At 70.0% G+C, this 22,938-nt stretch carries 21 protein-coding genes; 9 read left to right on the top strand and 12 right to left on the bottom strand.

Translation table 11 applies throughout. The features are described 5' to 3' along the window. Positions 1–87: 87 nt before the first annotated feature. From OG975_RS22340 to OG975_RS22350, 3 genes are all read right to left on the bottom strand, one after another. Complete coding sequence (locus tag OG975_RS22340; protein ID WP_406331106.1) at positions 88–1,296, bottom strand: hypothetical protein; 1,209 nt, start codon at positions 1,294–1,296, stop codon at positions 88–90. An 8-nt stretch (positions 1,297–1,304) separates the two neighbouring features. Beyond that, positions 1,305–1,559 carry a MoaD/ThiS family protein gene (locus OG975_RS22345; RefSeq protein ID WP_330305558.1) on the bottom strand — a complete coding sequence of 85 codons (255 nt, stop codon included), beginning with the start codon at positions 1,557–1,559 and terminating at the stop codon, positions 1,305–1,307. A 93-nt stretch (positions 1,560–1,652) separates the two neighbouring features. Then, entirely contained in the window at positions 1,653–2,528 is an 876-nt protein-coding gene (locus tag OG975_RS22350; protein WP_406331108.1) for an alpha/beta hydrolase family protein, read from the bottom strand. A 253-nt stretch (positions 2,529–2,781) separates the two neighbouring features. On the opposite strand from OG975_RS22350, the gene OG975_RS22355 reads away from it, so the two are divergent. Beyond that, the gene (locus tag OG975_RS22355) at positions 2,782–3,600 is read left to right on the top strand and encodes a response regulator transcription factor (protein WP_330305560.1); all 819 of its coding nucleotides are present in this window, start codon (positions 2,782–2,784) and stop codon (positions 3,598–3,600) included. 23 nt (positions 3,601–3,623) lie between these two features. After that, positions 3,624–4,646, top strand: a complete 1,023-nt coding sequence (locus OG975_RS22360; protein ID WP_406331109.1) for a LacI family DNA-binding transcriptional regulator — start codon at positions 3,624–3,626, stop codon at positions 4,644–4,646. A gap of 105 nt (positions 4,647–4,751) precedes the next feature. On the opposite strand, the gene OG975_RS22365 is transcribed toward OG975_RS22360, so the two are convergent. Continuing rightward, positions 4,752–6,503 (bottom strand): trypsin-like serine protease, encoded by a 1,752-nt coding sequence (locus OG975_RS22365; RefSeq protein WP_406331111.1) that lies wholly within the window; start codon positions 6,501–6,503, stop codon positions 4,752–4,754. A gap of 384 nt (positions 6,504–6,887) precedes the next feature. Between OG975_RS22365 and OG975_RS22370 the strand changes: the two genes are divergently transcribed. From OG975_RS22370 to OG975_RS22385, 4 genes are all read left to right on the top strand, one after another. Then, a complete protein-coding gene (locus OG975_RS22370) occupies positions 6,888–8,102 on the top strand; it encodes a S1C family serine protease (RefSeq protein ID WP_406331113.1) in 1,215 nt (404 codons plus the stop codon). A gap of 15 nt (positions 8,103–8,117) precedes the next feature. After that, complete coding sequence (locus OG975_RS22375; protein WP_406331115.1) at positions 8,118–8,330, top strand: hypothetical protein; 213 nt, start codon at positions 8,118–8,120, stop codon at positions 8,328–8,330. 105 nt (positions 8,331–8,435) lie between these two features. Continuing rightward, positions 8,436–9,167, top strand: a complete 732-nt coding sequence (locus OG975_RS22380) for a response regulator transcription factor (RefSeq protein ID WP_330305565.1) — start codon at positions 8,436–8,438, stop codon at positions 9,165–9,167. After that, positions 9,164–10,639 (top strand): sensor histidine kinase, encoded by a 1,476-nt coding sequence (locus OG975_RS22385; protein WP_406331116.1) that lies wholly within the window; start codon positions 9,164–9,166, stop codon positions 10,637–10,639. The genes OG975_RS22380 and OG975_RS22385 overlap by 4 nt, the downstream gene beginning before the upstream one ends. On the opposite strand, the gene OG975_RS22390 is transcribed toward OG975_RS22385, so the two are convergent. Together OG975_RS22390 and OG975_RS22395 are read right to left on the bottom strand one after the other, a co-directional pair. Continuing rightward, positions 10,614–10,973: a hypothetical protein gene (locus tag OG975_RS22390; RefSeq protein WP_406331117.1), complete on the bottom strand. Its 360-nt coding sequence runs from the start codon at positions 10,971–10,973 to the stop codon at positions 10,614–10,616. The genes OG975_RS22385 and OG975_RS22390 overlap by 26 nt on opposite strands. Beyond that, positions 10,970–11,320 (bottom strand): DUF6247 family protein, encoded by a 351-nt coding sequence (locus OG975_RS22395; RefSeq protein ID WP_406331118.1) that lies wholly within the window; start codon positions 11,318–11,320, stop codon positions 10,970–10,972. Before OG975_RS22395 ends, OG975_RS22390 begins: the two co-directional genes overlap by 4 nt. 278 nt (positions 11,321–11,598) lie before the next feature. On the opposite strand from OG975_RS22395, the gene OG975_RS22400 reads away from it, so the two are divergent. The 3 genes from OG975_RS22400 to OG975_RS22410 all read left to right on the top strand — a co-directional run bounded on the left by OG975_RS22400 (position 11,599) and on the right by OG975_RS22410 (position 15,336). Continuing rightward, positions 11,599–13,686, top strand: coding sequence for a pectinesterase family protein (locus tag OG975_RS22400; protein ID WP_406331119.1), 2,088 nt, complete (start codon positions 11,599–11,601; stop codon positions 13,684–13,686). A gap of 68 nt (positions 13,687–13,754) precedes the next feature. After that, positions 13,755–14,516 carry a PH domain-containing protein gene (locus OG975_RS22405; protein WP_406331120.1) on the top strand — a complete coding sequence of 254 codons (762 nt, stop codon included), beginning with the start codon at positions 13,755–13,757 and terminating at the stop codon, positions 14,514–14,516. A gap of 112 nt (positions 14,517–14,628) precedes the next feature. Further along, positions 14,629–15,336: a response regulator transcription factor gene (locus OG975_RS22410; protein WP_406331121.1), complete on the top strand. Its 708-nt coding sequence runs from the start codon at positions 14,629–14,631 to the stop codon at positions 15,334–15,336. Positions 15,337–15,367: 31 nt separating this feature from the next. Here OG975_RS22410 and OG975_RS22415 read toward each other — a convergent pair whose 3' ends face one another. The 6 genes from OG975_RS22415 to OG975_RS22440 form a co-directional block, all read right to left on the bottom strand. After that, positions 15,368–16,501, bottom strand: a complete 1,134-nt coding sequence (locus tag OG975_RS22415; RefSeq protein ID WP_406331122.1) for a hypothetical protein — start codon at positions 16,499–16,501, stop codon at positions 15,368–15,370. After that, positions 16,498–17,715 (bottom strand): ABC transporter permease, encoded by a 1,218-nt coding sequence (locus OG975_RS22420; protein ID WP_406331123.1) that lies wholly within the window; start codon positions 17,713–17,715, stop codon positions 16,498–16,500. The genes OG975_RS22415 and OG975_RS22420 overlap by 4 nt, the downstream gene beginning before the upstream one ends. Then, complete coding sequence (locus tag OG975_RS22425) at positions 17,712–18,533, bottom strand: ABC transporter ATP-binding protein (RefSeq protein ID WP_406331124.1); 822 nt, start codon at positions 18,531–18,533, stop codon at positions 17,712–17,714. Before OG975_RS22425 ends, OG975_RS22420 begins: the two co-directional genes overlap by 4 nt. Beyond that, the gene (locus tag OG975_RS22430; protein WP_406331125.1) at positions 18,530–20,182 is read right to left on the bottom strand and encodes a hypothetical protein; all 1,653 of its coding nucleotides are present in this window, start codon (positions 20,180–20,182) and stop codon (positions 18,530–18,532) included. Before OG975_RS22430 ends, OG975_RS22425 begins: the two co-directional genes overlap by 4 nt. 209 nt (positions 20,183–20,391) lie before the next feature. Beyond that, positions 20,392–20,889, bottom strand: coding sequence for a hypothetical protein (locus OG975_RS22435; RefSeq protein WP_406331127.1), 498 nt, complete (start codon positions 20,887–20,889; stop codon positions 20,392–20,394). A 279-nt stretch (positions 20,890–21,168) separates the two neighbouring features. Further along, positions 21,169–22,917: an ABC transporter ATP-binding protein gene (locus tag OG975_RS22440; RefSeq protein WP_406331128.1), complete on the bottom strand. Its 1,749-nt coding sequence runs from the start codon at positions 22,915–22,917 to the stop codon at positions 21,169–21,171. Between the last annotated feature and the right edge of the window lie 21 nt (positions 22,918–22,938).

Consider the following 22,938-nt stretch of genomic DNA (forward strand, 5'->3'; position numbering starts at 1 on the left):
TCGGGGGCCCTTCGGGGCAGTTGTCGATCAGCTGTGACGATCGGAGAGACGTCGGAGAGCGGCCGGAGAGCGACTGAAGTGCGACTCCTAGCCCAGCGCGCGGCCCAGCAGGTACACCGCCGGGGCCGCCGCCGCCAGCGGCAGGGCCACGCCCGCCGTGAAGTGGACGAAACGGGACGGGTAGTCGTAACTGGCGACCCGGTGGCCGATCAGCGCGCAGACGCCCGCGCCGAGGCCGAGGAAGGCGCCCTGCGTGCCCAGGTCCGTCATCCCGCCGACCGCGATACCGGCGCCCGTGGCGGCCAGCAGCGCGACCGCCACGGAGGCCGCCGTGGGCAGCGGCAGCGCGCGGGCCAGGACGGCCACCGCGACCGCGGCCGCGCCCACCGTGACGGCGTCCGGCTCCGCCGCGAGGTGCCCGGCCGCAATGATCGCCAGCGCCGCCGAGGCGACGGTCGCCATCAGGCCGTACATCCGGGTGTCCGGGTCGGCGTGACTGCGCAGTTGCAGGACGAGGGTGAGCAGGACCCACACGCCGAGGGTGCCGAGGATCGCGGCGGGCGCGTTCTCCCGGCCGGTCACGAGCAGCGCGACGTCCGCGGTCACCGCGCCCAGGAACGCCAGCGCGATGCCCTGCCGGGCGGGCCACATCCCGTTCAGCCGGAACCATCCCGCCGCGGTGACGGCCTGGAGCAGTACGAGGGGTACGACGAGCGCGTACTCCCCGATCGCCGCCGTACCGGACAGCAGCAGCCCGAGCACCGCGGTGAGCGCGGCGGGCTGCATCCCGGGCTCGATGATCGGCGACCGGCCCTCGGCGCGGGCGCGCTGGGCGTCGGTCACGCGAGGGTTGCCGGTGACGGTGGGCGGGCCGTAGCCAGTGGAGTCGGCGGAGTCAGGGGTTCCGTCGGGGACGGTCGCCGCGACGGCTTCCGGCTGCTGAGCCTGCGGCTGCTGCGGGTAGTCCCACCCCTGGACCCCGGCGGCCTGGGCCCCGGCCTGGACCCCGGCCTCCTGCGGGAGCGGCTGGGCCGTGACGCCGTACGCCTGCGGCTCCGCGTAGCCCTGGTGTCCCTGATGCCCCGGGTACCCCTGCGGAGGCAGATACGCCGTGTCCGCGGCGGACACGGGCGCCTGCGCCTGGGTCTCCCAGGTCTGCCCCTCCCACTGCTGGGTGTACTGCTGCCACTCGGGCTGCTGGGCGGGCTGCTGTTGTTGTTGTTGCGACTGCTGTTGCTGAGCCTGCTGATAGGGGTCGTACCCCTCGTACGGAGGCTCGTACGGCTGGTTGCTCATCGTCTCGCTCACCCTCCTGCGAACGGCGGGAGCACCTCGACCGTGCCGCCCTCGGCCAGCCGTACCGTCTCATGCCCGCGGGTCCCCACGGGGTCACCGTCGATGAGGAACGAGCATCGCCGCAGGACGCGGACGAGTTCGCCGGGGTGTCGCTCGCGGGCCGCGTCGAGTGCCTCGGCGAGCGTGCTCGCGTCGTACGGCTCCTCGGGGACGCCTGCCGCGGCCTTGGCGGCGGCCCAGTAACGCACCGTGCCCTTTGCCATCTCGTTCCTCAATCAGCGATCTGGATCTACTGCATCCAGCAGATCCACTGGATCCGAAAGTCTGCGGTTTCTGTGAACACCGTCAGGGTCAGGCTAGCCCGCGTGTGCGACGGCCCAGTCCCCGATACGGGCGAGCAGTTCGTCGTCGGCGGCGTTCTCGGCGTGGCCCATGCCGTGCTCCAGCCAGAGTTCCGCGTGGCCGTCGGACGCCTCGGCCAGCATCCGCGGGTGGTCGACGGGGAAGTAGCCGTCCTGGTCGCCGTGGACGATGAGGAGCGGGGTGGGCGCGATACGGGGAACGCACTCGACCGGGGAGTCCGGAACCGGGTCCCAGTCACGGTGGTGGATACGGGTGCGCAGGCCGACCCGGCCCACGAACCGGCCCTCCGGGCGGGTTACCAGCCAGTGCACCCGCCGCATAGGGGCTGTGCCCCGGTAGTACCAGCGAGCCGGTGCGCTCACCGAAACCACCGCGTCCGTTCGCGCATCCGTGCGCCCCTCGTGCTCCTGATCCCGCTCCCCGTCGCGCTCCCCCGCCGAGCCGCCGTACAGCGCGGCGTGCCGCAGCACCACCGAGCCGCCCATGGAGAAGCCGACGGTGACGATCCGGGTGTGCCCCAGTTCGCGGGCCCAGGCCACGGCCGCCGCGAGATCGTGCACCTCGCGGTCGCCGACCGTGGAGCGGCCGCCGGATCCCCCGTGACCACGGAAGGAGAACGTGACCACCGCCGCATTCCGCGCCAGGACACCCGCCGCGCGGCGCACATGCGGGCGGTCCAGTTCGCCCGTGAACCCGTGCGCGACGATGAACGCCAGGTCACCAGAAGGCCCCGTTCCGGGGTCGTACGCCGCATCGATCGTCACCCCGTCGACCGTGCGCAGAAACCTCCGCAAAGAGGTGCGCGACGTTGTCTCAAGGTGTGGACTATTGAAAGATCGCGCCACTTGACCTGCCGGACCTGAGCTCATGTGGGCTATTCTGCTGGGCAGAGGACTCGGGCAGCGTAGCCCCCGGGTCCTTTTGTGCTTTCGGAAGCGTTGTATACGAAGCGGGAAACCGCAGGTGTACGGGCCGTCGATCGCATGGCGGATCCCAGGGGCGCGGGAGCCGCACGTACAAAAGCAGTGCCGCAAACGTCCTCGCAGGGACCGAGGAGGAACCAGACGTTATGGGCGAGCGAACCGTGCACGAACGTAGGACGACCCAGGCAGGTGGGGCGCGATGAGTTCTCTGCTGCTCCTTACCAATGCCCTTCAGCCGTCGACGGAGGTGCTTCCCGCTCTCGGCCTGCTCCTGCACAACGTGCGAGTGGCCCCGGCGGAAGGACCCGCTCTCGTCGACACCCCCGGTGCCGACGTCATCCTGATCGACGGACGCCGTGATCTCCCCCAGGTGCGCAGCCTGTGCCAGCTGCTGCGCTCCACGGGACCCGGCTGCCCACTGATCCTCGTCGTGACGGAGGGCGGCCTCGCGGCCGTCACCGCCGACTGGGGCATCGACGACGTGCTGCTCGACACCGCCGGCCCGGCGGAGGTCGAGGCGCGCCTGCGACTGGCCATGGGCCGGCAGCAGATCGTCAACGACGACTCCCCCATGGAGATCCGCAACGGCGACCTCTCCGTGGACGAGGCGACGTACAGCGCGAAGCTCAAGGGCCGGGTCCTCGACCTGACCTTCAAGGAGTTCGAGCTCCTGAAGTACCTCGCGCAGCACCCGGGCCGCGTCTTCACCCGCGCCCAGCTGCTCCAGGAGGTCTGGGGCTACGACTACTTCGGTGGTACGCGGACGGTCGACGTGCACGTACGACGGCTGCGCGCGAAGCTCGGACCCGAGCACGAGTCGCTCATCGGAACCGTCCGGAACGTCGGTTATCGATTCGTTACTCCTGAGAAGGTGGACCGCGCGGCGGACGAGGCGAAGGCCAAGGCGGCCCAGCCAAAGCCGGATGATGCGGACGAGACGGCGCACCTCGACGCCACGGCCGACGACGAGATCACAGCGGGGGCACAGGAAGCCGCCGTACGCCCTGCCCAGAGGTAGGTCCATCCGCGTAGACTCCGCGCGTGGCCAAGGTGACTAGGGATGATGTAGCGCGGCTGGCGGGTACTTCGACCGCCGTCGTCAGCTATGTCATCAACAACGGACCGAGGCCGGTTGCCCCGGCCACGCGCGAGCGCGTTCTCGCCGCGATCAAGGAACTGGGGTACCGGCCCGACCGGGTCGCCCAGGCCATGGCATCGCGGAGGACCGAGCTCATAGGCCTGATCGTGCCGGACGCACGCCAGCCCTTCTTCGGGGAGATGGCGCACGCGGTCGAGCAGGCCGCCGCCGAGCGCGGAAAAATGGTGCTCGTCGGCAACTCCGACTACGTCGCCGAGCGCGAGGTCCACTATCTGCGGGCCTTCCTCGGCATGCGGGTCTCCGGACTGATCCTCGTCAGCCACGCGCTGAACGACCACGCGGCCGCCGAGATCGACGCGTGGGACGCCCGCGTGGTGCTGCTGCACGAGCGCCCCGAGGCCATCGACGACGTCGCCGTCGTCACGGACGACATCGGCGGCGGCCAGCTCGCGACGCGGCACCTTCTTGAGCACGGGTACGAGTACGTGGCCTGTCTCGGCGGTACGGCCGAGACGCCCGCGGTCGGTGACCCCGTCTCGGACCACGTCGAGGGCTGGCGCCGGGCGATGCAGGAGGCTGGGATCTCCACGGAGGGGCGCCTCTTCGAGGCTCCTTACAACCGGTACGACGCGTATCAGGTCGGCCTGGGGCTGCTGGCCGGGCCTGATCGGCCGCCGGCGATCTTCTGTTCCACGGATGACCAGGCGATCGGCATTTTGCGGGCCGCGCGGGAGCTTCGCATTGACGTTCCGGGGGAGCTGGCGGTCGCCGGCTTCGACGACGTCAAGGAAGCGGCGCTGACGGACCCGCCTTTGACAACGATTGCATCGGACCGGTCGGCGATGGCTCGGGCTGCGGTTGATCTTGTGCTTGATGATGGGCTGCGGGTTGCTGGGTCTCGGCGGGAGCGGTTGAAGCTGTTTCCGTCGCGGTTGGTTGTACGACGGTCCTGCGGCTGCGAGTAGTCGGGTGTCTGCGGGCCGGATGTGGCTGGTCGCGCAGTTCCCCGCGCCCCTGAAGGGGCGCCCTGGCCCCGCACGGTTGCAGGGCCAGGGCATTTTTAAAACGGCCTAGAACAACAAGTTGTACTGGTTGAAGCCCGTTCCCAGGCTCTTGCGTGAGGCGAAGAGGCTGCTGGACGCCTTGTTGGTGCCGGGGTAGAGCCAGAGCTTGCCTGCGGAGTCGCGGGTGATGATGTCGGCGATGGCGTCGCCCGTGACGTCGCCGTTGGAGACGTACGACGTGAAGTTCCAGCCCGTGCGGGCCTGGATCCGCGTCGCGAACGGGGTCTTCTCGACCTGCGTGCCCCGGTAGAGGTAGAGCACGCCGGAGCTGTTGCGGACGAGGAGGTCGGCGCGGCCGTCGCCGGACAGGTCGCCGTGGCCGAAGATCTTCACGTTCTTCCAGGCCCTGTCGACGACCTTGACGCGACCGTAGAACTGGCCGGTGCCCTTGCCCGGGTAGAGGTAGACCGAGCCGTCGGCGTCCACCGCGACGAGGTCGGGGCGGGCGTCACCGGTCATGTCGCCGGGGATGGCGTACGACTTGTAGCCGCCCCACACCGAGCTGATCTGCATCCACTCGTACTCGCCGGAGGAGTGGTTCAGGTAGCTGCGGTACAGCTTGCCGTCGCCCTTGTCGCGGACGATCAGGTCCTGGTAGAAGTCCCGGTCCAGGTCGGCCTGGAGACCCCAGCTGATGCCCTGCCAGCCGGTGCCCTGGAAGGCGCGGGCCGCGAGCGAGGTGCCCTTGCTGTCCTGCTCGAAGAGGCCGCCGGAGGGCGTACGGGCCAGGATGTCGGCCTTGCCGTCGAAGGACAGGTCGGTGTCGTCGATGCGCGGCTGGGCCGCCCAGGTGTACGAGGCGACCTTGGTGAAGACCGGGTAGGCGCCCGCGGCCGTGCAGCCCGAGACGCCCCACGAGACGATGCCGACGACCTTGCCGCCGACGATCACCGGGCCGCCGGAGTCACCGTTGCAGGGGCTCTTGGTGCCCTCGTCGGTACCGGTGGCCGGGGTGCCGGCGCAGAACATCGAGCCCTCGATGAAGTCGTCCTCACCGAGGACCGTCTGCATCGCGGAGTTGCAGGTGGCGTCGGACTGCACCGTCAGGTCGACCTTGCGCAGTGTGGCCGACAGGTCGGCGCCCTCGGCACCGGAGGTCAGGCCCCAGCCGTAGACGGTGGCGGTCTTGCCCGAGGCGTACGACGCGGAGTCGCCGGCGGCCACCAGCCGCGTCCACTGCTGCTCCAGCGGGCGGTCCAGGGTGAGGACCGCGATGTCGTTCTGGACGGTCGTGGAGCTGTAGTGCGGGTGGTTCCACTGACGGTGGACGCCCGCGACCGTGCCGCTCGTGTCGTCCAGCAGACCGGCGGTACCGGCCACGACGGCGCCGTTCTTCACCCAGTCCAGGCCCGCGACGCAGTGTGCCGCCGTCAGGACCTTGTTCGGGGCGACGAGGGTGCCGCCGCAGAAGTAGCCGACGCCCGCCGTGCTGTCGTAGTAGGAGAGCTGGACCATCCACGGCGCGGAGGAGATCGTCGTCTCGCTGCCGCCGATGATGAACGGCGTCTTCTTGGGGGTCTCGGGGGTCGCCTGGGCCTTGGCGGCCTCGATGACGCGGTCGCGCAGTTCCTTGTCGGAGGCGGCCGGGGCCGGGGTCACGGACCGGGCGGCGCTCGCGTCGGGCAGTCCGGCCGGGTTGCCGGCCGCCGTGGCGGGCTGCGCCGCGAGGGCGCCGGCGCAGGTCAGCGCCAGCGCGAGGGCGGCCGCGGGCAACGCCGTGGCGGGGCGTCTCAGACGGCCGCGCAGGGCACGTATCACTCAGGGCTCCTGGGGTGGTGGGTGCGAGTGGTGTCGTATGAGGCCCGGGGAGGGCGTACGACGCACAGACAGGCCGCCTGGTCGACGACAGCAATGGCAGCGACGACAGCGATCGCTTGCATCGATTCAGGCGTATCCGCGGAGCCCCCCTCCGGCGCGGCGATCGTAGGCCTCACGCGTCCCACCGCACACGGGCTTCACAGCAGGCAGACAAGTATTCGTCGGGCGCCTTCCGTGACATCACCCCCACGCAACCCCCTGTTTTCCGTGCAGGAGCGGGGCTGGAGCGGGCCCGGAGCGTCTTTATATCGGGCATACGAGCTTCTGTCGGGCTTCTCAGCGGGGACTCAGGGAGCTCTCATGATCGGGGGACAGTCTTTTTCCATGACCGAGAGCTTCCGCCGCAGCGGCGAGTACCCCCAGGGCGACAACCAGCAGCCCGCGTACCCCCAGCAGCACGCCTCCTCCCCCGTGAACCCCGAGTGGCCTCCCCCGCCGGCGTACGAGCCGGTCGCACCGGTCGCCGTCGAGCCGGGTACCACCGTGTGGCCGGGCTCCGGTCAGGGTGGCAGCGGCAGCGGTGGCGAGGGTCATGGCGGTGGCGGTGGCTTCGCGGGTTACCCCGGCGCCCCCGAGCCGGCCGCGGCGAGCACCGCGGTCCTCATGGCCGAGCCGGTCCCCGCCACGGAGGCTCCGGCCGCCGCTCCGAAGAAGCGCGCGAAGGGGCCGCTCGCTCTGCTGGCCGCCGTCGCGATCGTCGCCGCGGCCATAGGCGGCGGTACCGCGTACGGCATCCAGGAGCTGACCGGCAAGGACACCACGTCGAGCAGCACCAGCACGACCGTGGTGCCCACCGCCAAGAAGGGCACGATCGCCGGGGTCGCCCAGGCGGTCAGCCCGAGCATCGTCGAGATCAACGCGACCTCGAACGCGGGCTCGTCCACCGGCTCGGGCGTGATCATCACGACCAGCGGCGAGATCATCACCAACAACCACGTCATCTCCGGCGCCTCGTCGATCAAGGTGCAGCTGAGCAACGGCAAGTCGTACACCGCGAAGGTCGTCGGCACCGACAGCAAGAAGGACCTCGCGCTGATCAAGCTGGAGAACGCGCCGTCCGGTCTGAAGACCGCGACGCTCGGCAACTCCGACGGCGTCCAGGTCGGCGACGACGTCGTGGCGATCGGCTCCCCCGAGGGCCTGACCGGCACGGTCACCAGCGGTATCGTCTCCGCGCTCGACCGTGACGTCACCGTCTCCACGGACGAGAGCCAGAGCCAGGACCAGCAGAGCCAGGGCGGCAGCGGCCAGTGGCCGTTCGAGTTCGGCGGCCAGCAGTTCAACGGCGACACCGGCTCGTCCACGACGACGTACAAGGCCCTTCAGACCGACGCGTCCCTCAACCCGGGCAACTCCGGCGGCGCGCTGATCGACATGAACGGCAACATCATCGGCATCAACTCGGCGATGTACTCGGCCGCTTCGGACTCCTCGTCCAGCTCGTCCAGCGCGGGCAGCGTCGGCCTCGGCTTCGCCATCCCGATCAACACCGTCAAGTCCGACCTGGCCTCTCTGCGGGCCGGCGGCTCCGACAGCTGATTCCTGGAGGTTCCCATGATCACGCGCGTCTCCCACACCACCGCGGACAGCGGCCCGGCCGGTTTCACCCTGGCCCTGGAAGTGGCACACGAACTGCACGCCCCGGCGGCCCGGGCGCCCGAGGTGGCGGTCCCGCAGCTGATGGGCCTGCGTATCTCCGCCGCGCACCCGCACCGCCGCAAGGTCCAGCTGCACCGGCTCACCGCGCTCAGCGCGCTGCCGAGCTGAACCGCCGCTTCCCCGGCTGATGCCTTCTTTCCGTCCCCGCCCGCAAACGTGCGAGGCTGAAGGCGTCAGACCCACCGTCCCAGCGCACCCGAGGAACTCCAGCCCATGAGCCCCGCCGATGGCGACCGTGACCCCCAGCGCATTCTGATCGTCGACGACGAGCCCGCCGTGCGCGAAGCACTCCAGCGCAGCCTCGCCTTCGAGGGATACGACACCGCGGTCGCGGTCGACGGCGCGGACGCCTTGGAGAAGGCGACGGCCTACCAGCCCGACCTGGTCGTCCTGGACATCCAGATGCCCCGCATGGACGGCCTCACCGCCGCCCGCCGGATGCGCGGCGCGGGCACCACGACGCCGATCCTCATGCTCACCGCCCGCGACACGGTCGGCGACCGCGTCACCGGCCTGGACGCCGGCGCCGACGACTACCTCGTCAAGCCGTTCGAGCTCGACGAACTCTTCGCCCGCGTCCGGGCGTTGCTGCGGCGCAGCTCGTACACGGCGACCGCGGGCACCGTCCCGGACGACGACGCGCTCACCTTCGGCGACCTCCGCATGGACCTCTCGACCCGCGAGGTCACGCGGGCCGGACGCGCGGTGGAGCTGACGCGCACAGAATTCACGCTGCTGGAGATGTTCCTGGCCCACCCGCGCCAGGTCCTCACCCGCGAGCAGATCCTGAAGGCGGTCTGGGGCTTCGACTTCGAGCCGTCCTCGAATTCCCTGGACGTCTACGTCATGTACCTGCGCCGCAAGACCGAGGCGGGCGGCGAGCCGCGCCTCGTCCACACCGTCCGGGGTGTGGGGTACGTGCTGCGGTCGGGCGGCGCCGAGTGAACAAGGTCCTCCGCCAGTTCCGGTCGCTGCCGATCCGGTCCCGGCTCGCGCTGCTGGTGGCCGCGGCGGTGGCGTTCGCGGTGGCTGCGGTTTCGGTTACTTGTTGGTTCATCGTGCAGGGGAAGCTGTACGACGAGGTCAACGGCGACCTGCGGGCGGCGGCGCGGATGCCGGTGGACGCCGACACCGCCACCAACGTCATCAACAACTGCACCCAGACGCCCAGTAGTCAGACGGGGCTTAACGGTTTCGGCCCGCGGGCCAGGACCATGTACTACGAAATCGTCAAAGCAGACGGCACCGCGTGCGTCTTCGACGACTCGGTAGGCCTGGTGAAGGTCACCGGCAGCGACAAGGAGGTGGCCAAGGACCCGACGCCCGACAGGGGAACCACCCGCAGTGGAACCGACAGCAAGGGAAACTCCGTACGGGCTCTGACCATGCCACTGATGGTCAGCAGGGGTGACCCGCGCAATCGGATCACGGTCCCTGGCTATGCCCTTGTCATCGGCATGCCGCTCAAGAGCACCGAGTCCACTCTCAACGACTTGGCCCTGGTCCTGCTCCTCGTCTCCGGAATAGGAGTATTCGGCGCCGGCGCCGCAGGTCTCTGGATCGCCCGCGCAGGTCTCCGCCCGGTCGACAAGCTCACCGAGGCCGTGGAACACGTGGCCCGCACCGAGGACCTCACCATCCGCATCCCCGTCGAGGAGGACAGCGAGGACGAGATCGCCCGTCTCTCCCGCTCCTTCAACTCGATGACCGCCTCCCTCGCCAGCTCCCGCGAGCTCCAGCAGCAGCTCATCGCGGACGCCGGTCACGAACTCCGCACCCCCCTGACCTCCCTCCGCACCAACATCGAACTCCTCACCCGCAGCGAGGAAACCGGCCGCCCGATCCCCCCGGCGGACCGCAAGGCACTGCTCTCCTCGGTGACGGCGCAGATGACGGAACTGGCGGCGCTGATCGGCGACCTACAGACGCTGTCGCGGTCGGACGCGGCGACGCCGGCCGACCGCGTCGACGTCGTGGACCTTCAGGACACCGTCGAGGCGGCCCTGCGCAGGGCACGGCTGCGTGGCCCCGAGCTGACGATCACGGCGGATCTCCAGCCCTGGTTCGTCCGGGCGGAGCCGCAGGCCCTGGAGCGGGCGATCGTGAACATCCTGGACAACGCGGTGAAGTTCAGCCCCGACGGCGGGGTCATCGACGTCGTACTCAAGGGCGGGGAACTGACCGTCCGCGACCACGGCCCCGGCATCCCCAGCGAGGAACTCCCGCACGTCTTCGACCGCTTCTGGCGCTCCCCGTCGGCCCGCGCACTCCCGGGCTCCGGCCTCGGTCTGTCGATAGTGGCCCGTACGGTCCAGCAGGCGGGCGGCGAGATCTCGCTGCGCCCGGCGCAGGGCGGCGGAACGGTGGCTACGGTACGGCTGCCGGGGGCGGCTACTCCTCCGCCGGAGGCGGTGTAAGAGGCTCAGCTTCTTGCCAGAACACCTCTTCGACCACGATCTGGGGATCTTCGATTCGGCGGACGAAGCTGTACTTCAGCCAGCCGTTTCCGTTGTCGAAGAAGAGGGCGCGGGCTCCTTTCGGGCTATTGGAGCGGATCGGCCTGACCTGCATTCCGTCGGGAAGGGCGGCATCAGTCTCGATACCTCGGAAATAAGGGTCCTTAACGCTGACCAACTCGCCACGCGCGACAAGGACGGTCTCGCGAACGTGGTCAGGCAGTGCCTCGAAGGCAGCAAGAGCAGTGAGCCGCCAGTCCATCTGCCAAGGCGGCCCCATGAAGCCATCGGTCACTCGCCGGGCTCCAAGTCTCGGGCCCGGTAGCGAATCTGTGCCGCCTCTTCGAGGAGCGCATCGGCTTCGGCGGCGTCGGTGCACTCGTAGCAGGCTCGGTGTTCGAGATCCAGCACATGCGCGTCCAGCTTGGGGTCACGGGCAAGGGCATACTCGCCCCACCAGAAGGCGATGAACGCTGGCACAGGGCCAAGGTTGTACGCGTCGGCGATCGCCCACTTCCAGTGGGCGTCGAAGTCGGGGAGGAGCTCGGGGGCATGCTCGGCAATGGCATCGCGCAGCGCCTTCGGCGTCCGCTCGGGCATGGGGGGGATGACCGGATCGGGATCCGCAGCGTGAGCAGCCATGGCCGATGCCCTCCTTCGACGCGTCGTGTCTACGACCATAACCGCCTCGCCTCTTCCCTATCTGTCGTTCACGCCCCGGCCGTCCATTCGACCGGAAGATCAACGATGGGGAGGTGCGACCTCGAACGTCAGGCCTTCTGACCTGCACCACCCGAACGTGTGCACGCCCGCCTCGCCCTTGACCGCGTCCACGACTCCCGATGTCACGGCAACCTTTTCCCCACCGGCGCCGACCAGCAGGTGACTCAAGCCACCGCCCACCTGATCGGAAGCATCCCGTGAGTGAGACCCGCAGCAAGGCCCGCGCTCGTCACCGCCGGCGGAGAACCGCGTTGGTCGTCGGCGTTCCCCTGGCCCTGTCCGCCGCCGGAGCCATGGCCTATGGCGGGGTGTTCGGCATGTTCGGTGCGGACGCGCAGCCGAAAGCGTCGGCCGCGACCACCACTCCCGCCTGGGCCACGGCCACCGCCGACGGCTTCGCCTCCGTCAACGCCCTCGGCCAGAACGGGACTTACGGCGGCCGGGACGGCAAGACCGTCACCGTGAAGACGCTCGCCGATCTGGAGAAGTACGCGACCGCGACCGAGCCGTACGTCATCGTCGTCGCCGCGACCATCACCATGGATCCGGTCGGCAACGAGATCAAGGTCCAGTCGAACAAGACCATCATCGGGTCCGGGACCGCCGGCCAGATCGTCGGCGGCGGCTTCTTCCTCGGGTCCGGCGTGCACAACGTGATCATCCGCAACCTGACGATCCGGGACGCCTACCAGGGCGTCTGGAACGACAAGGAACACGACTACGACGGCATCCAGATGGATGGCGCGCACCATGTGTGGATCGACCACAACGACATCCGGCACATGGCCGACGGGCTGATCGACAGCCGCAAGGACACCACGTACCTGACGGTGTCGTACAACAAGCTGAGCAACGAGAACAAGGCGTTCGGCATCGGCTGGACCGACAACACCACCGCCGACATCACGATCCACCACAACTGGATCCGCGAGACCCAGCAGCGCAACCCCTCCACGGACAACGTCGCCCACGCGCACCTCTACAACAACTACCTGGAGGACGAGCCGGGCACGGACATCACGTCCGCGTACGGCAACTACGCGCGCGGCAACACCAACATGGTGCTGCAGAACAGCTACTTCTCGGGGATGAACAACCCCGTCGTCCGGGACAGCACCGCCACCCTCAAGCAGAGCGGCAACGTCTTCTCCGGTACCAGTGGCAAGAACGAGAGCGGTGGCACGGGCGCGTCCTGGGACCCGAAGAGCTACTACAGCTACACGCTCGACAAGGCGGCCGACGTTCCCGCTCTCCTCAAGTCGAGCTCTGGGCCGAGGAGTTCACTCGGTACGACGACGGCCACGACCACGGGCACGACAACCGCGACCACGGGCACCACCCTCACCGTGGCCGCCGACGGCACCGGTCAGTACAAGACCGTGCAGGCCGCCGTGGACGCCGTACCCGCGAACAACACGGCGCGCGTGACGATCTCCGTGAAGCCGGGCACGTACCGCGAGACCGTCAAGGTCCCGTCCACCAAGCCGCACGTCACCATCCAGGGCACGGGCGGCAGCCGCAAGGACACGGTGATCGTCTACAACAACGCGGCCGGTACGAAGAAGGCCGACGGCACGACGTACGGCACGACCGGCAGCGCCACCGTCGCCGTTGAGGCGGATGACTTCCAGGCCCGCAACCTGACCGTCTCCAACGACTTCGACGAGAAGGCGCACCAGGACATCAGCGCGCAGGCCGTCGCCCTGCGCACCGCCGCCGACAAGGTCTTCCTCGACTCGGTGATCATCACCGGTGACCAGGACACCTTGGAGCTGGACAGCGCGAGCAGTGCCGCACTGGGCCGGGTCTACGTCCGCAACTCCTACGTCGTGGGCAACGTCGACTTCATCTTCGGCCGGGCCACCGCCGTCGTCGACCACTCGGTGATCACCCTGAAGAAGCGCTGGGACGGCAGTTCGGCCGGCTACGTCACCGCGCCCAGCACTCCGGCGAACCGCAAGGGCTTCCTGATCAACAACACCACGGTCAACGGTGATGTGACCGCCGCCAGCTTCTTTCTCGGCCGCAACTGGCACGCGAGCGGCGACGCGACCCTCAAGCCGCAGACCACCGTCCGCAACTCCAGCCTCAGTGCCGCGGTCAAGTCGACCCCCTGGTCCGACATGGGCGGCTTCTCGTGGAAGAGCGACCGCTTCGCCGAGTACAAGAACACCGGCGCCGGCTCGGGCACGGCGACCAGCGACCGCCCGCAGCTGACGGACGCGCAGGCCGCCGGCCAGTCGGTCGCGGCGTGGCTGGGCGACTGGACGCCGACCGCCTCCTGACCCTCACAGGGGCCCGCCTTACGATCTCCCGGTCGCGCGCGTTCGACGCGTGGCCGGGGGAGAGGCACATGAGCGAGTACGGGGCCGGGTCCGGGGACGAGGCCTGGGACGAAGCCGGGCACGGGATCGAGCGCGAGTACCGGAGGCGATGGCTGCCCGGGCGGGTGCTCGCCCTGTGGGCCTTCCTGATGCTGAACTGCGTCTTTCAGCTGACGCGGTCGACCACCGGCGTGGCGGCGGACTGGAGACGGCCGCTCCTCGCGGTGATCGCTGTCCTGGCGTTCGGCAGGCTGGCGCTGTTCATGACGAGGGGCCGCACGCTGGTCACGGGCGACGGTATCCGTGTCCGCGGGGCCGTGACCGAGCGGCGGCGGGCCTGGCAGGACATCTACGACATACGCGTCGAGCCCATACCGCGGAAGTCCTCGTTCGCGCCCCAGTGGATCACCTTCCTGTACGACACCGAGGGCCGCAGGCTCCTCCTCCCGCACGTCAACGACTGGCAACTGGCCGACCCCTACGCCGAGATGACCGACCTGCGCTACGCCGCCACCCGGTACCACGGCACGACCTGGGAGCGGAGTCCGGCGGTGGAGGCGCTGATCCGGCGGCGGGCCGGGCACCGCACCGCCTGGCAGCGGGCCTTCAACGGCGGCCTGATCGTCTGGCTGTGCCTGTTCGTGCTCTGGGTGGTGCTCCTGGTCACCCAGGACGAGCAGCCGACGCTCCTGCTGCTCGCGTGGATCCCGTTGGCCTCCTTCGCCCTCCTCGCCGCCCTCCTGAACTGGCGCTGGGAGTCCCAGATCCCCCGGTCCCTGCGGGAGCCGTAGCCCCGGTCATCGCAGGAGCCGTACCCGTGTCCCCTCCTGTCCCCCGTCTTCCCCCAGCTCACGCTTATCCGCCTGCCAGGTCCAGCACAGCGCCCTGTTACACGTTGGACCGATGGCGCGGAAGATCCTGCTGGCCGACGACGACGCGGCCGTGCGAGAGGGGCTCGATCGGCTGCTCCGGTTCGAGGGGTACGAGACCGTCCTCGCCGGGGACGGCCGCGAGGCCCTCGCTCTCGTGGGCGGGGCGGACGGGCGGCCCGACCTGGTGCTGATGGATGTGACCATGCCCGGGCTCGACGGGCTGGCCGCCACCCGGCGGATCCGGGCCTCCGGGTCCACCGTCCCCATCCTCATGATCACCGGCCGGGACGCGGTCGGCGACCGTATCGTCGCGCTCGACAACGGCGCCGACGACTACCTGATGAAACCGTTCGCGAGCGAGGAACTCCTCGCCCGGGTCAGGGCGTTGCTGCGTCGCAGCCCCCGGCGGGAGCAGGCAGCGGACGCGTCCGCCCCCGCTGCCCGGCTCGCCTTCGAGGACATCGCCATGGACCTGCCCACCCGCACGGTCACCCGCGCCGGGCACCCCCTCGACCTCACCAGGACCGAGCACGCCCTGCTGGAGTATCTGATGCGCCACCCGGCCCGGGTGCTCAGCCGGGCCCAGATCCTCAAGGAGGTCTGGGGCTTCGACTTCGAGCCGACGTCCAACACGCTGGACGTGTACGTGATGTATCTGCGCCGGAAGCTGGAGAGCCACGGCGGACCGCGGCTCATCCACACCGTGCGGGGGCTGGGCTACGCCCTGCGTGCCGTCTGACCAGGAAGGGAAACAGGAAGGGAAAAGGGCCTCAGGAGTCCAGCAGGGTTCCCGGCAGGTCGAACCGCTTGCTCTTCCCCGTGGCGAGGTCCACGCGGGTCACCGTCCTGTCGGCGTAGACGAGCCAGCCCGCCGAGGTGTGGGTGAGGTCCGCGACTCCCGTGAGGCCCTTGACGCGGGCGCGGTGCAGCTCCTTGCCGGTGGTGGCGTCGACCTCCACCAGCACGGTGTCGCTGCCGGTGGCCGCCGCGACCACGACGGACGAGTCCGTCGCCGCCACCGCGTCGGCCCGGCCGCCGTCCACCGAAACCGCCGTTCCGGCGGCGCGGCGGGTGAGAGTGACCTTGACATCGCTGCCGGACTTGCCGGAGGCCGGGGAGCCGACGACGACCGGTCGGCCCGACGGACACACGAGACCGGTGACGTCCAAGCCGCTCGGGACGGCCACGGAGGTGATCTTCCCGTCGGTCAGGTTCGCGACGGAGATCTTGGTGCCACTGCCCGAGCCGCTGCCCAGACAGATCGTGTCCGAGGCCGGGTCGGACGCCGCGAGGCCGATCGTGCCGGGGACCTTCAGCTCGCGCTCGGTGGTCCAGCCGGCCGGGTTGCGGACGAGCACACTGGACTCGGCGGAGCCGCTCGCCGACTTGGCGTCGGACAGCCCCGCGACCTCGGCGACCAGGGTCTTGCCCGGCAGGATCAAGCGCAGCCGCTCGCCGCCCGTCAGGCCGTCCAGGACGTGGTCCTTGCGGTTGATCTCGTACCGCCGGTCGGGCTTGCCGCCCTTGCGCGGAACCGTCAGCATCCAGCGCCCGTCGGCGAGTTGGACGATGTGCGGACTGACCGCGTTGTCGTCGTCGGCCTGCTGGGGAACAACGGCCAGGCTCTCCGCCCGGGACTTGTCGGGGTTGATCCCGACGACCGTCACCAGACCGTCGACCTTGGCGAGCGCGAAGGTCGAGGAGCCCTTCCAGTCCTTGCCCAGATCCACCCCACCCGGCCCCGAACAGGCCGTGGTCAGTGCGGCCGTCGTACCGAGGGCGGTCAGGAGGAGGACGGCCCGGGCGGAACGGCCGAGCCGGGTGCGATGGTGCGGGGCCGGACGGGTCAGCCGTGTGCGGTGGGGTGTGAGTGTCGTGAGGTAACGCATGGGGGGGTGGCTCACCAGTCCTTCATGGCATCTGTGGGGGACATCTTCGCCGCCCTGCGCGCCGGGGCCAGCGAACCCATCGCCACCACCAGCACCGTCAGGGCGAGAAGCAGCAGCAGGGTGCCCGCCGACGGCAGCAGCACCCAGCCCTTGACGTACGGCGCCAGTTCCGCGCTGCCGCGCATCGCGGCCGCGGCGGCGCCGCCGAGCAGGGCGCCGAGCACGGTGCCGATCAGCGCCGCCGCGGCGCCGACCAGCGTCATCTCCGTCACCAGCATCGTCAGCACCGACCTGGTACGGAAACCGACCGCCTTGAGGATGCCGATCTCCTGCGCCCGCTGCCGCGACAGCGCGCCGGTCACGGTGACCGCGCCGACGAACGCCAGCACGCCGAGCACACCGAGCAGCACCTGGCCGACCGTCTTGATCATCTCCAGGACGGCGGGCAGCGCGCTGAGCTGCTGCTGGAGCGTGACCGCCGGATAGCCCAGCTTCTGCACGGACTTCGTCACGGCCGGCACATCCGCCGCCGTCTTCGCGACCACGGTCAGCTGGTCGTAGCCGATCGTGGAGAGATAGCTCTTCTCCGGCTGGCCCGACCGCCGTGCCGCCCACTGGACCACGGTGGAGTCGGCGGCGTACGCGGCGTCCGGGTTGTCGAGCTGCCAGGTCGGGTCGTACACCCCGACCAGACGCGCGTGGCCGGACACCCCGGTGCCCTCGCCCTGCCGTACGAAACGGGTGGTCTCCGTCTCGATCTCCTTGCCCACCAGCTTGCTCAGGTCCACCCCCTGGGAGGCGGCCGGAGCCACGATCTCGCCGGGGCGCAGCGGGAAGAGCTTCGCGCGGACGGACTTGGTGACCGGCGGGGGCACCGCCGGGCGGTAGGTCGTCGCGTACAGCAGGACGGTGTCGCCCGCCTTGGTCATGATCCCGAACGACACCTGCGCCCGGTGCTGCACCGACTCGACGTGCGGCAGCTTCGCGAGCCGGGCGGCGGTGCGGTCGGTCAGCTGCGGGGTGTCGGGGCGGCCGGAGGGGCGGTCGACGGTGATGCCGCGGTTGGCGCTGCTCTCCTTGACGCCCGTGTCGGTGGCCCCCTGCGCCCGGTCGGCGATGCCCAGCGCGCCGAGACAGACGGCGGCGGCGACGGAGACCAGTGCCACCAGGCCGAACAGACGGCGGCGCAGGGCCTTGACGTTGGCCAGCGCCAGACTGAAGACGTTCACTCCGCGCTCCCCGATGTCTTTCCGGCCGTCTCGGCCGCTTCAGCCGTCTCGGCCGTTTCGGTCTTCCCGGCCGGTGCGGTCTGCTCGGCCGCGTCGTTCCCGGGGTTCACGAGCGCGCCCTTCTCCAGGCGGTGCACCACGTCGGCGAATTCCGACACCGCCGGGTTGTGCGTCACCAGGAGCACCGCCCGGCCCTCGTCGGCCAGTTCGCGGAACAGCCCGAGCAGCACGTCCTCGCTCTCCGAGTCGAGGTTGCCGGTCGGCTCGTCGGCGAGCACCGCAGGCGGGTCGTTGATCAGCGCCCGCGCCAGCGCGACCCGCTGCTGCTCGCCGCCCGACAGTTCACTGGGCAGATGGTCGGCGCGCTCCGCGAGCCCGACCCGTTCCAGCAGCACCCGGGCACGCGCCTCGCCCTCGGCACGGCGGCCGGTGAAGGGCAGGACGACATTGCGCAGCGCCGAGTGCTGGGGCAGCAGGTTGTACGACTGGAACACGAACCCGAGCCGGGTGCGGCGCAGATCCGCCAGCGCGCCGTCCGACAGACCGCTCGTGTCGAGGGGACCGGTGCCGTCGGCGCCCGCGCCCGTACCGTCGGTGCCCGTGACGAAGACCCGGCCGCTGTCCGGCGGCGTCAGCAGCCCGAGGATGTGCAGGAGCGTGGTCTTCCCGGAGCCCGAGTGGCCGACCAGGGCGGTCACCTCGCCCCCTCGCACGGTGAGGTCGATGCCGCGCAGGACGTCGACCCTCCTTCCGCGCAGGGTGTAGGACTTGCCCACACCCTCCGCACGCAGCAGTGCGTTCACCGAACTCTCGCTCACTTTCCGTTCCTCGGGGTCCCCGTCGGCAGCCATCCCATGGCACCGTGCAGTTGCCGGTCGAGCGTCCACACGCTCCACGTGGTCTTCAGGTCACAGGCCGAGTCCCCGCCACCGACCTGGTACAGGTTCGGCAGGCCGGGGCAGCCCTGGTACGGCGTGATGCCTCGCCCGAGGGCTTCGCGCAGCGTCACGTCGAGTGCGCCGCCGCCGAGCAAGTATGCCCGGACGACGAGCGCGTACTGGTAGACGGAAGTGAACCGGTCCGGGTTCTGCGCCCACCCCTTCAGGGCGTCGGCGGTGATCCAGGACGGGATGTCGCCGCTCCGGCCGCTGTCGGCGAGCCCGACCGCGACGGTGGCCGCAGCCACCACCCGGTCCGGGGTGTCCAGGCTCCAAGTGCCAGTCTTCGGGTCGCCGACATGGACTCCGGCGTCCGCACAGGTGAGGGCGGTGCGCTGCCACTGGGTGGCGTTCTGCTCGGTGACGGTGGCGGGCAGTACCTGCGGGTCGGCGCACAGCTGCCGCGCCTGGTCGCCCGCGTCGCCCGTGCCACCGGCCGCGGTGACCTTGCGCAGGGCTGCCCGGTTCAGCCGCTCGGCGCCTTCCTGGCCGGCGTCGGCGGACTTCTCCTCGCGGTCGAGGGCCGCCAGCAGCGCGGGATCCCGGCGCGACCAGCCGGCCAGGGCGCGCAGCCGCTGTACGAAGAGGGAGGCGTCCGGGTTGCCGATGTAGGCGTCGGGGTCGCGTACCGTCCCGTCGTCGAGCCGTTCGCCGTCGAGCCGTTTCAGCACCGGCGCGAACACGCTCTCCGGCGAGCCGGCCGCCTTCAGCACATGGACCAGGCGGTAGAGCTGCTCGTAGGGGAGCGTCGCCGCGCCGTCCCGGAGCACCGGCTCCCAGACCTCGCGGTTCACGGCGGGCCGCTTCCCGGCCGCCTCCTGGATCACCACATAGGCGTAGGTGTCGTCGAGGCGGGTCGCCCTGGTGTCGGCGGTGATGTCCGAGAAGTCGTCCGTGCGCGGCGCCGCGATCCGGGTGAGGGCGGCGGGTACGGGCTCCTTCAGCAGCTGGAGCGAGCGGGCCAGGGCGCTGCCCCGGTCCGGCGCCGTGGACTTCCCGGCCAGCGAGCGCAGCCAGTTGACGGTGGTGGCCCGGTCCGCGGCCGGGAGGTCCCGCAGCCGGCCGAGTGCGTCGAGCACTTCGAGGGCGGCCCAGGTGGCGCCGAGACGCGCCGGGTCCCCGTCCTTGCCGAGGGCCGAGTCGACGTACCAGCCGCCCTCGGTACGGGTCTTGTTCACGGCCGCCGCGTCACTCCTGCCCAGCGCTCCGGCGGCGCCGGCCCGCCGCAGCGGGATCATCCAGTCGCGTCCCCAGAGCGAGGAGGTCTCCAGTGCTTCCCGGCGCAGCGACGCGACGCCCGCGGCGGCGATGCTGGTCTTCGGATCACGGCCCAGCTCGGAGAGCGTCCGCAGCGCGTAGGACTGCGCCGCGGGTCCGGCCGGCTCCTGGCGCAGGAACGGGTGGTAGTAGTAGCCGTTCTGCTTACTGACGAGAAGGTCGAATTGCCGGGCGGCGGCGGATTCACGTCGCCCGGGATCATCCGATGTGGATGAGGTGGATGTGCATGAGGCCAGAAGGGCGGCGCACATGGCCGCCCCGACAAACCGGGACGCCAGTCTTCCGCCGCGCGTCACCGAATGGAATTTCACCGAACGCCCCCGTGCGTCTTACTGAATGTTCACCGCTCGCACTCACACGAAAAGGCGCCACACCGCCGGGCCCTGACGGTGTGACACCTTTTGTCAGTCACTTTCCGCGTCTGCTCGGACCGGCTGAACCGAGCGGAAGCGGAAGCGGATCAGGCGGCGCCCGCGTACGCGCACTTCTCGCTGACGTTGATCGCGCTGGTCACCCGGGCCGAACCGCAGCTCTTGGTCGACACGTAGGTGGTGGCACCGCCCGGCTTCATCTGGCCGTAGGTGTCGGAGATGTTGGCGTTGGTGTTCTTCCAGCGCACCTCGCCCAGGGACCGGCTCTTCATCGTGAGCGTGGCCTCGGGGTTCTTGGAGATGGTGATGGAGACGCTGATGCCGTGCGCCTGGAGCTCGGCGCGGTTCTGGATCCACTGCGCCTTGCGCGGGCTGGTGCCCGACATCTTCGTCGACGCCTTCCAGTCACAGGCGGTCACGTAGAAACCGCAGTGCCAGGCGTTGATCGAGATCTTGTTGCCGCCCGGCAGACCCACCGAAGTGGAAGCCGAGGTGGCGTGGGCCGGCGCCGCCGAGAGGACGAGGGCCCCGGTCGCGAATGCGGCCGCGGCACCCGACATCAGGCGCATACGTATGCCCTTGTTCATTTCGATTGTCTCCCCGTACGAGATTTCGAATACGGTTCCCTGGTCAAGGAACCGTGAACGCCTCACGCCTGTATCCCCCAGGCGAAATTGGCGCCCCTCATAGGTACATGACGCGAATCGTGCGGCGCAATCTGGCTGTTCACCGTCAACCATGCCCTTCGTCACACCGTAAAAAGGGAACCCGGTCCCGGGAATCCGCATCAGGGGGCGGGGGAAGGCGAAGAGATCTGACAGTCATTCACCGGGCGGCCCGGGGCGGGGACTTCCGGCATACGGCCGTCACACGGGCACGGTGAACCGGTCGCCCGGGGAGGCCAGCAGCGCGTACGCCCCTCCCCGCGCCATCAGTTCGTCGTGCGTGCCCGCCTCCACGAGCCGGCCGCCGTCCACGACCAGGATCCGGTCCGCGTCGGGCGCCAGCGATAGATCGTGCGTGATCATGATGGTCGTACGGCCCGCCATCAGCCGGCGCAGCGGCTGCACCACCCTGCGCGCGGCGACCGAGTCCAGCCCGGTCGTGGGCTCGTCGAGGACGAGGACGGGGGCACCGCGCAGCATGGCGCGGGCGATGGCGATCCGCTGGAGCTGGCCGCCGGAGAGGATGGCCGTGCCGGGCGCGATCTCGGTGTCGTACCCCTCGGGCAGTGCGCTGATGAACTCGTGCGCGACGGCGTCCCGCGCGGCCCGCTCGATGTCGGCCAGGGAGGCGCCCTGCCGTCCGCACTCGATGTTCTCGCGGATCGTGCCGCGCAGGATGAGGGTCTCCTGGGGCAGCAGCGCCACGTTCTCGCGCAGGAACTCCAGAGGTACGTCGGTCAGCGGGACGCCGTCGAGGCAGATCACGCCGGCCGTGGGGTCGTAGAAGCGGGACAGCAACTTGGAGAGGGTGGACTTTCCGGCGCCGCTGGGCCCGGTGACGATGACGAGTTCGCCGGGTCCGGCCGTGAAGGTCACCTCGCGCAGGGAGTCGTGCCCGGCGCCCGGGTAGCGGAACGACGTGCCGTGGAAGCTGACCCAGCCGCGTACGGGCCATGCGGGGACCGGGGCGACGGGGTCGTTGACGGCGGGCTCGGCGTCCAGGATCTCCTGGAGCCGCTCGGCGCCGGCGGTGGCGGCGGTGAGGGTGAGGCCGAGCTGGCCGAGGTTGCGGATCGGCGGGTAGAGGTACCCGAGGAAGGCGGCGAAGGCGAGCAGCTGGCCCAGCGACATCCGCCCCTGGGAGATCTCCCAGGCGCCCAGGCCGATCACGGCGAGCACGCACACGGTCTCGACGACCTCGACGAACTGCTCGTACATCTCGCTCGCCCGCGCCCCGCGCACGGACGCCCGCATCCAGGCGCGCGCCTCCCGGTCGAGCCGCTTCTCCTCGGCGCGACGGCGGTTGTACGCCTGCGTCAGCACCACGTTGCCGAGCGACTCCTCGACGACCGAGGTGATCGCGCCGTCGGCGGCTCGCTCCTCCTGGGACGCCTTCTTGATCCGTCCGGAGAACCGGCGGGCGGCGACGAGGAAGAGAGGGGCGAGGACGAAGGTGACAAGGGCGAGATCCCAGCGCAGCCAGAGCGCGGCGGCAGCATAGAAGACGGCCGAGAAGGCGGCGGAGACCGTCCCGACGACCCCCGACACGACCATCTGCTCGATGGCCTCGACATCACCGGTGAGGCGCTCGACCAGGTCACCCTGACGGTGCTGCTGGAAGAAGTCGGGAGGCAGGTCCTGAACGTGACGGAAGACACCCGCACGCAGCCTGAGGACGAATCTCTCGGCGGTCCACACGGCGAGCGAATTGCCGAGATAGCCGACGATCGCACCGAGTACGGCGACTCCGAGCCAGGCTCCGGCGGGTCCCCAGAACGCGGAGAGCGAGCCCTCCTTCAACGCATGATCGGTGAGCTCCGCGAAGAGCAGGATCGACGCCGTCTCGGCGAGTGCGGCCACGACCACACACCCGATGATCAGCACCAGCCACTTACGATCGCCGCGTGTCAGCGGCCAGAAGCGCGCGAACGCCTCCCGGACTTCCCGCATGTCAGCTCAACTCCCCTTTCT

The sequence above is a fragment of the Streptomyces sp. NBC_00203 genome (assembly GCF_045206325.1).
GTDB classification, from domain to species: Bacteria; Actinomycetota; Actinomycetes; order Streptomycetales; family Streptomycetaceae; genus Streptomyces; species Streptomyces lutosisoli.

Bases quoted from the DNA above. Each gene is read 5' to 3' on its own strand.
- OG975_RS22340 (WP_406331106.1), bottom strand. From the start codon at position 1,296: ATGAGCAACCAGCCGTACGAGCCTCCGTACGAGGGGTACGACCCCTAT.
- OG975_RS22345 (WP_330305558.1), bottom strand. From the start codon at position 1,559: ATGGCAAAGGGCACGGTGCGTTACTGGGCCGCCGCCAAGGCCGCGGCA.
- OG975_RS22350 (WP_406331108.1), bottom strand. From the start codon at position 2,528: ATGAGCTCAGGTCCGGCAGGTCAAGTGGCGCGATCTTTCAATAGTCCA.
- OG975_RS22355 (WP_330305560.1), top strand. From the start codon at position 2,782: ATGAGTTCTCTGCTGCTCCTTACCAATGCCCTTCAGCCGTCGACGGAG.
- OG975_RS22370 (WP_406331113.1), top strand. From the start codon at position 6,888: ATGACCGAGAGCTTCCGCCGCAGCGGCGAGTACCCCCAGGGCGACAAC.
- OG975_RS22375 (WP_406331115.1), top strand. From the start codon at position 8,118: ATGATCACGCGCGTCTCCCACACCACCGCGGACAGCGGCCCGGCCGGT.
- OG975_RS22380 (WP_330305565.1), top strand. From the start codon at position 8,436: ATGAGCCCCGCCGATGGCGACCGTGACCCCCAGCGCATTCTGATCGTC.
- OG975_RS22395 (WP_406331118.1), bottom strand. From the start codon at position 11,320: ATGGCTGCTCACGCTGCGGATCCCGATCCGGTCATCCCCCCCATGCCC.
- OG975_RS22405 (WP_406331120.1), top strand. From the start codon at position 13,755: ATGAGCGAGTACGGGGCCGGGTCCGGGGACGAGGCCTGGGACGAAGCC.
- OG975_RS22410 (WP_406331121.1), top strand. From the start codon at position 14,629: ATGGCGCGGAAGATCCTGCTGGCCGACGACGACGCGGCCGTGCGAGAG.
- OG975_RS22430 (WP_406331125.1), bottom strand. From the start codon at position 20,182: ATGTGCGCCGCCCTTCTGGCCTCATGCACATCCACCTCATCCACATCG.
- OG975_RS22435 (WP_406331127.1), bottom strand. From the start codon at position 20,889: ATGAACAAGGGCATACGTATGCGCCTGATGTCGGGTGCCGCGGCCGCA.
- OG975_RS22440 (WP_406331128.1), bottom strand. From the start codon at position 22,917: ATGCGGGAAGTCCGGGAGGCGTTCGCGCGCTTCTGGCCGCTGACACGC.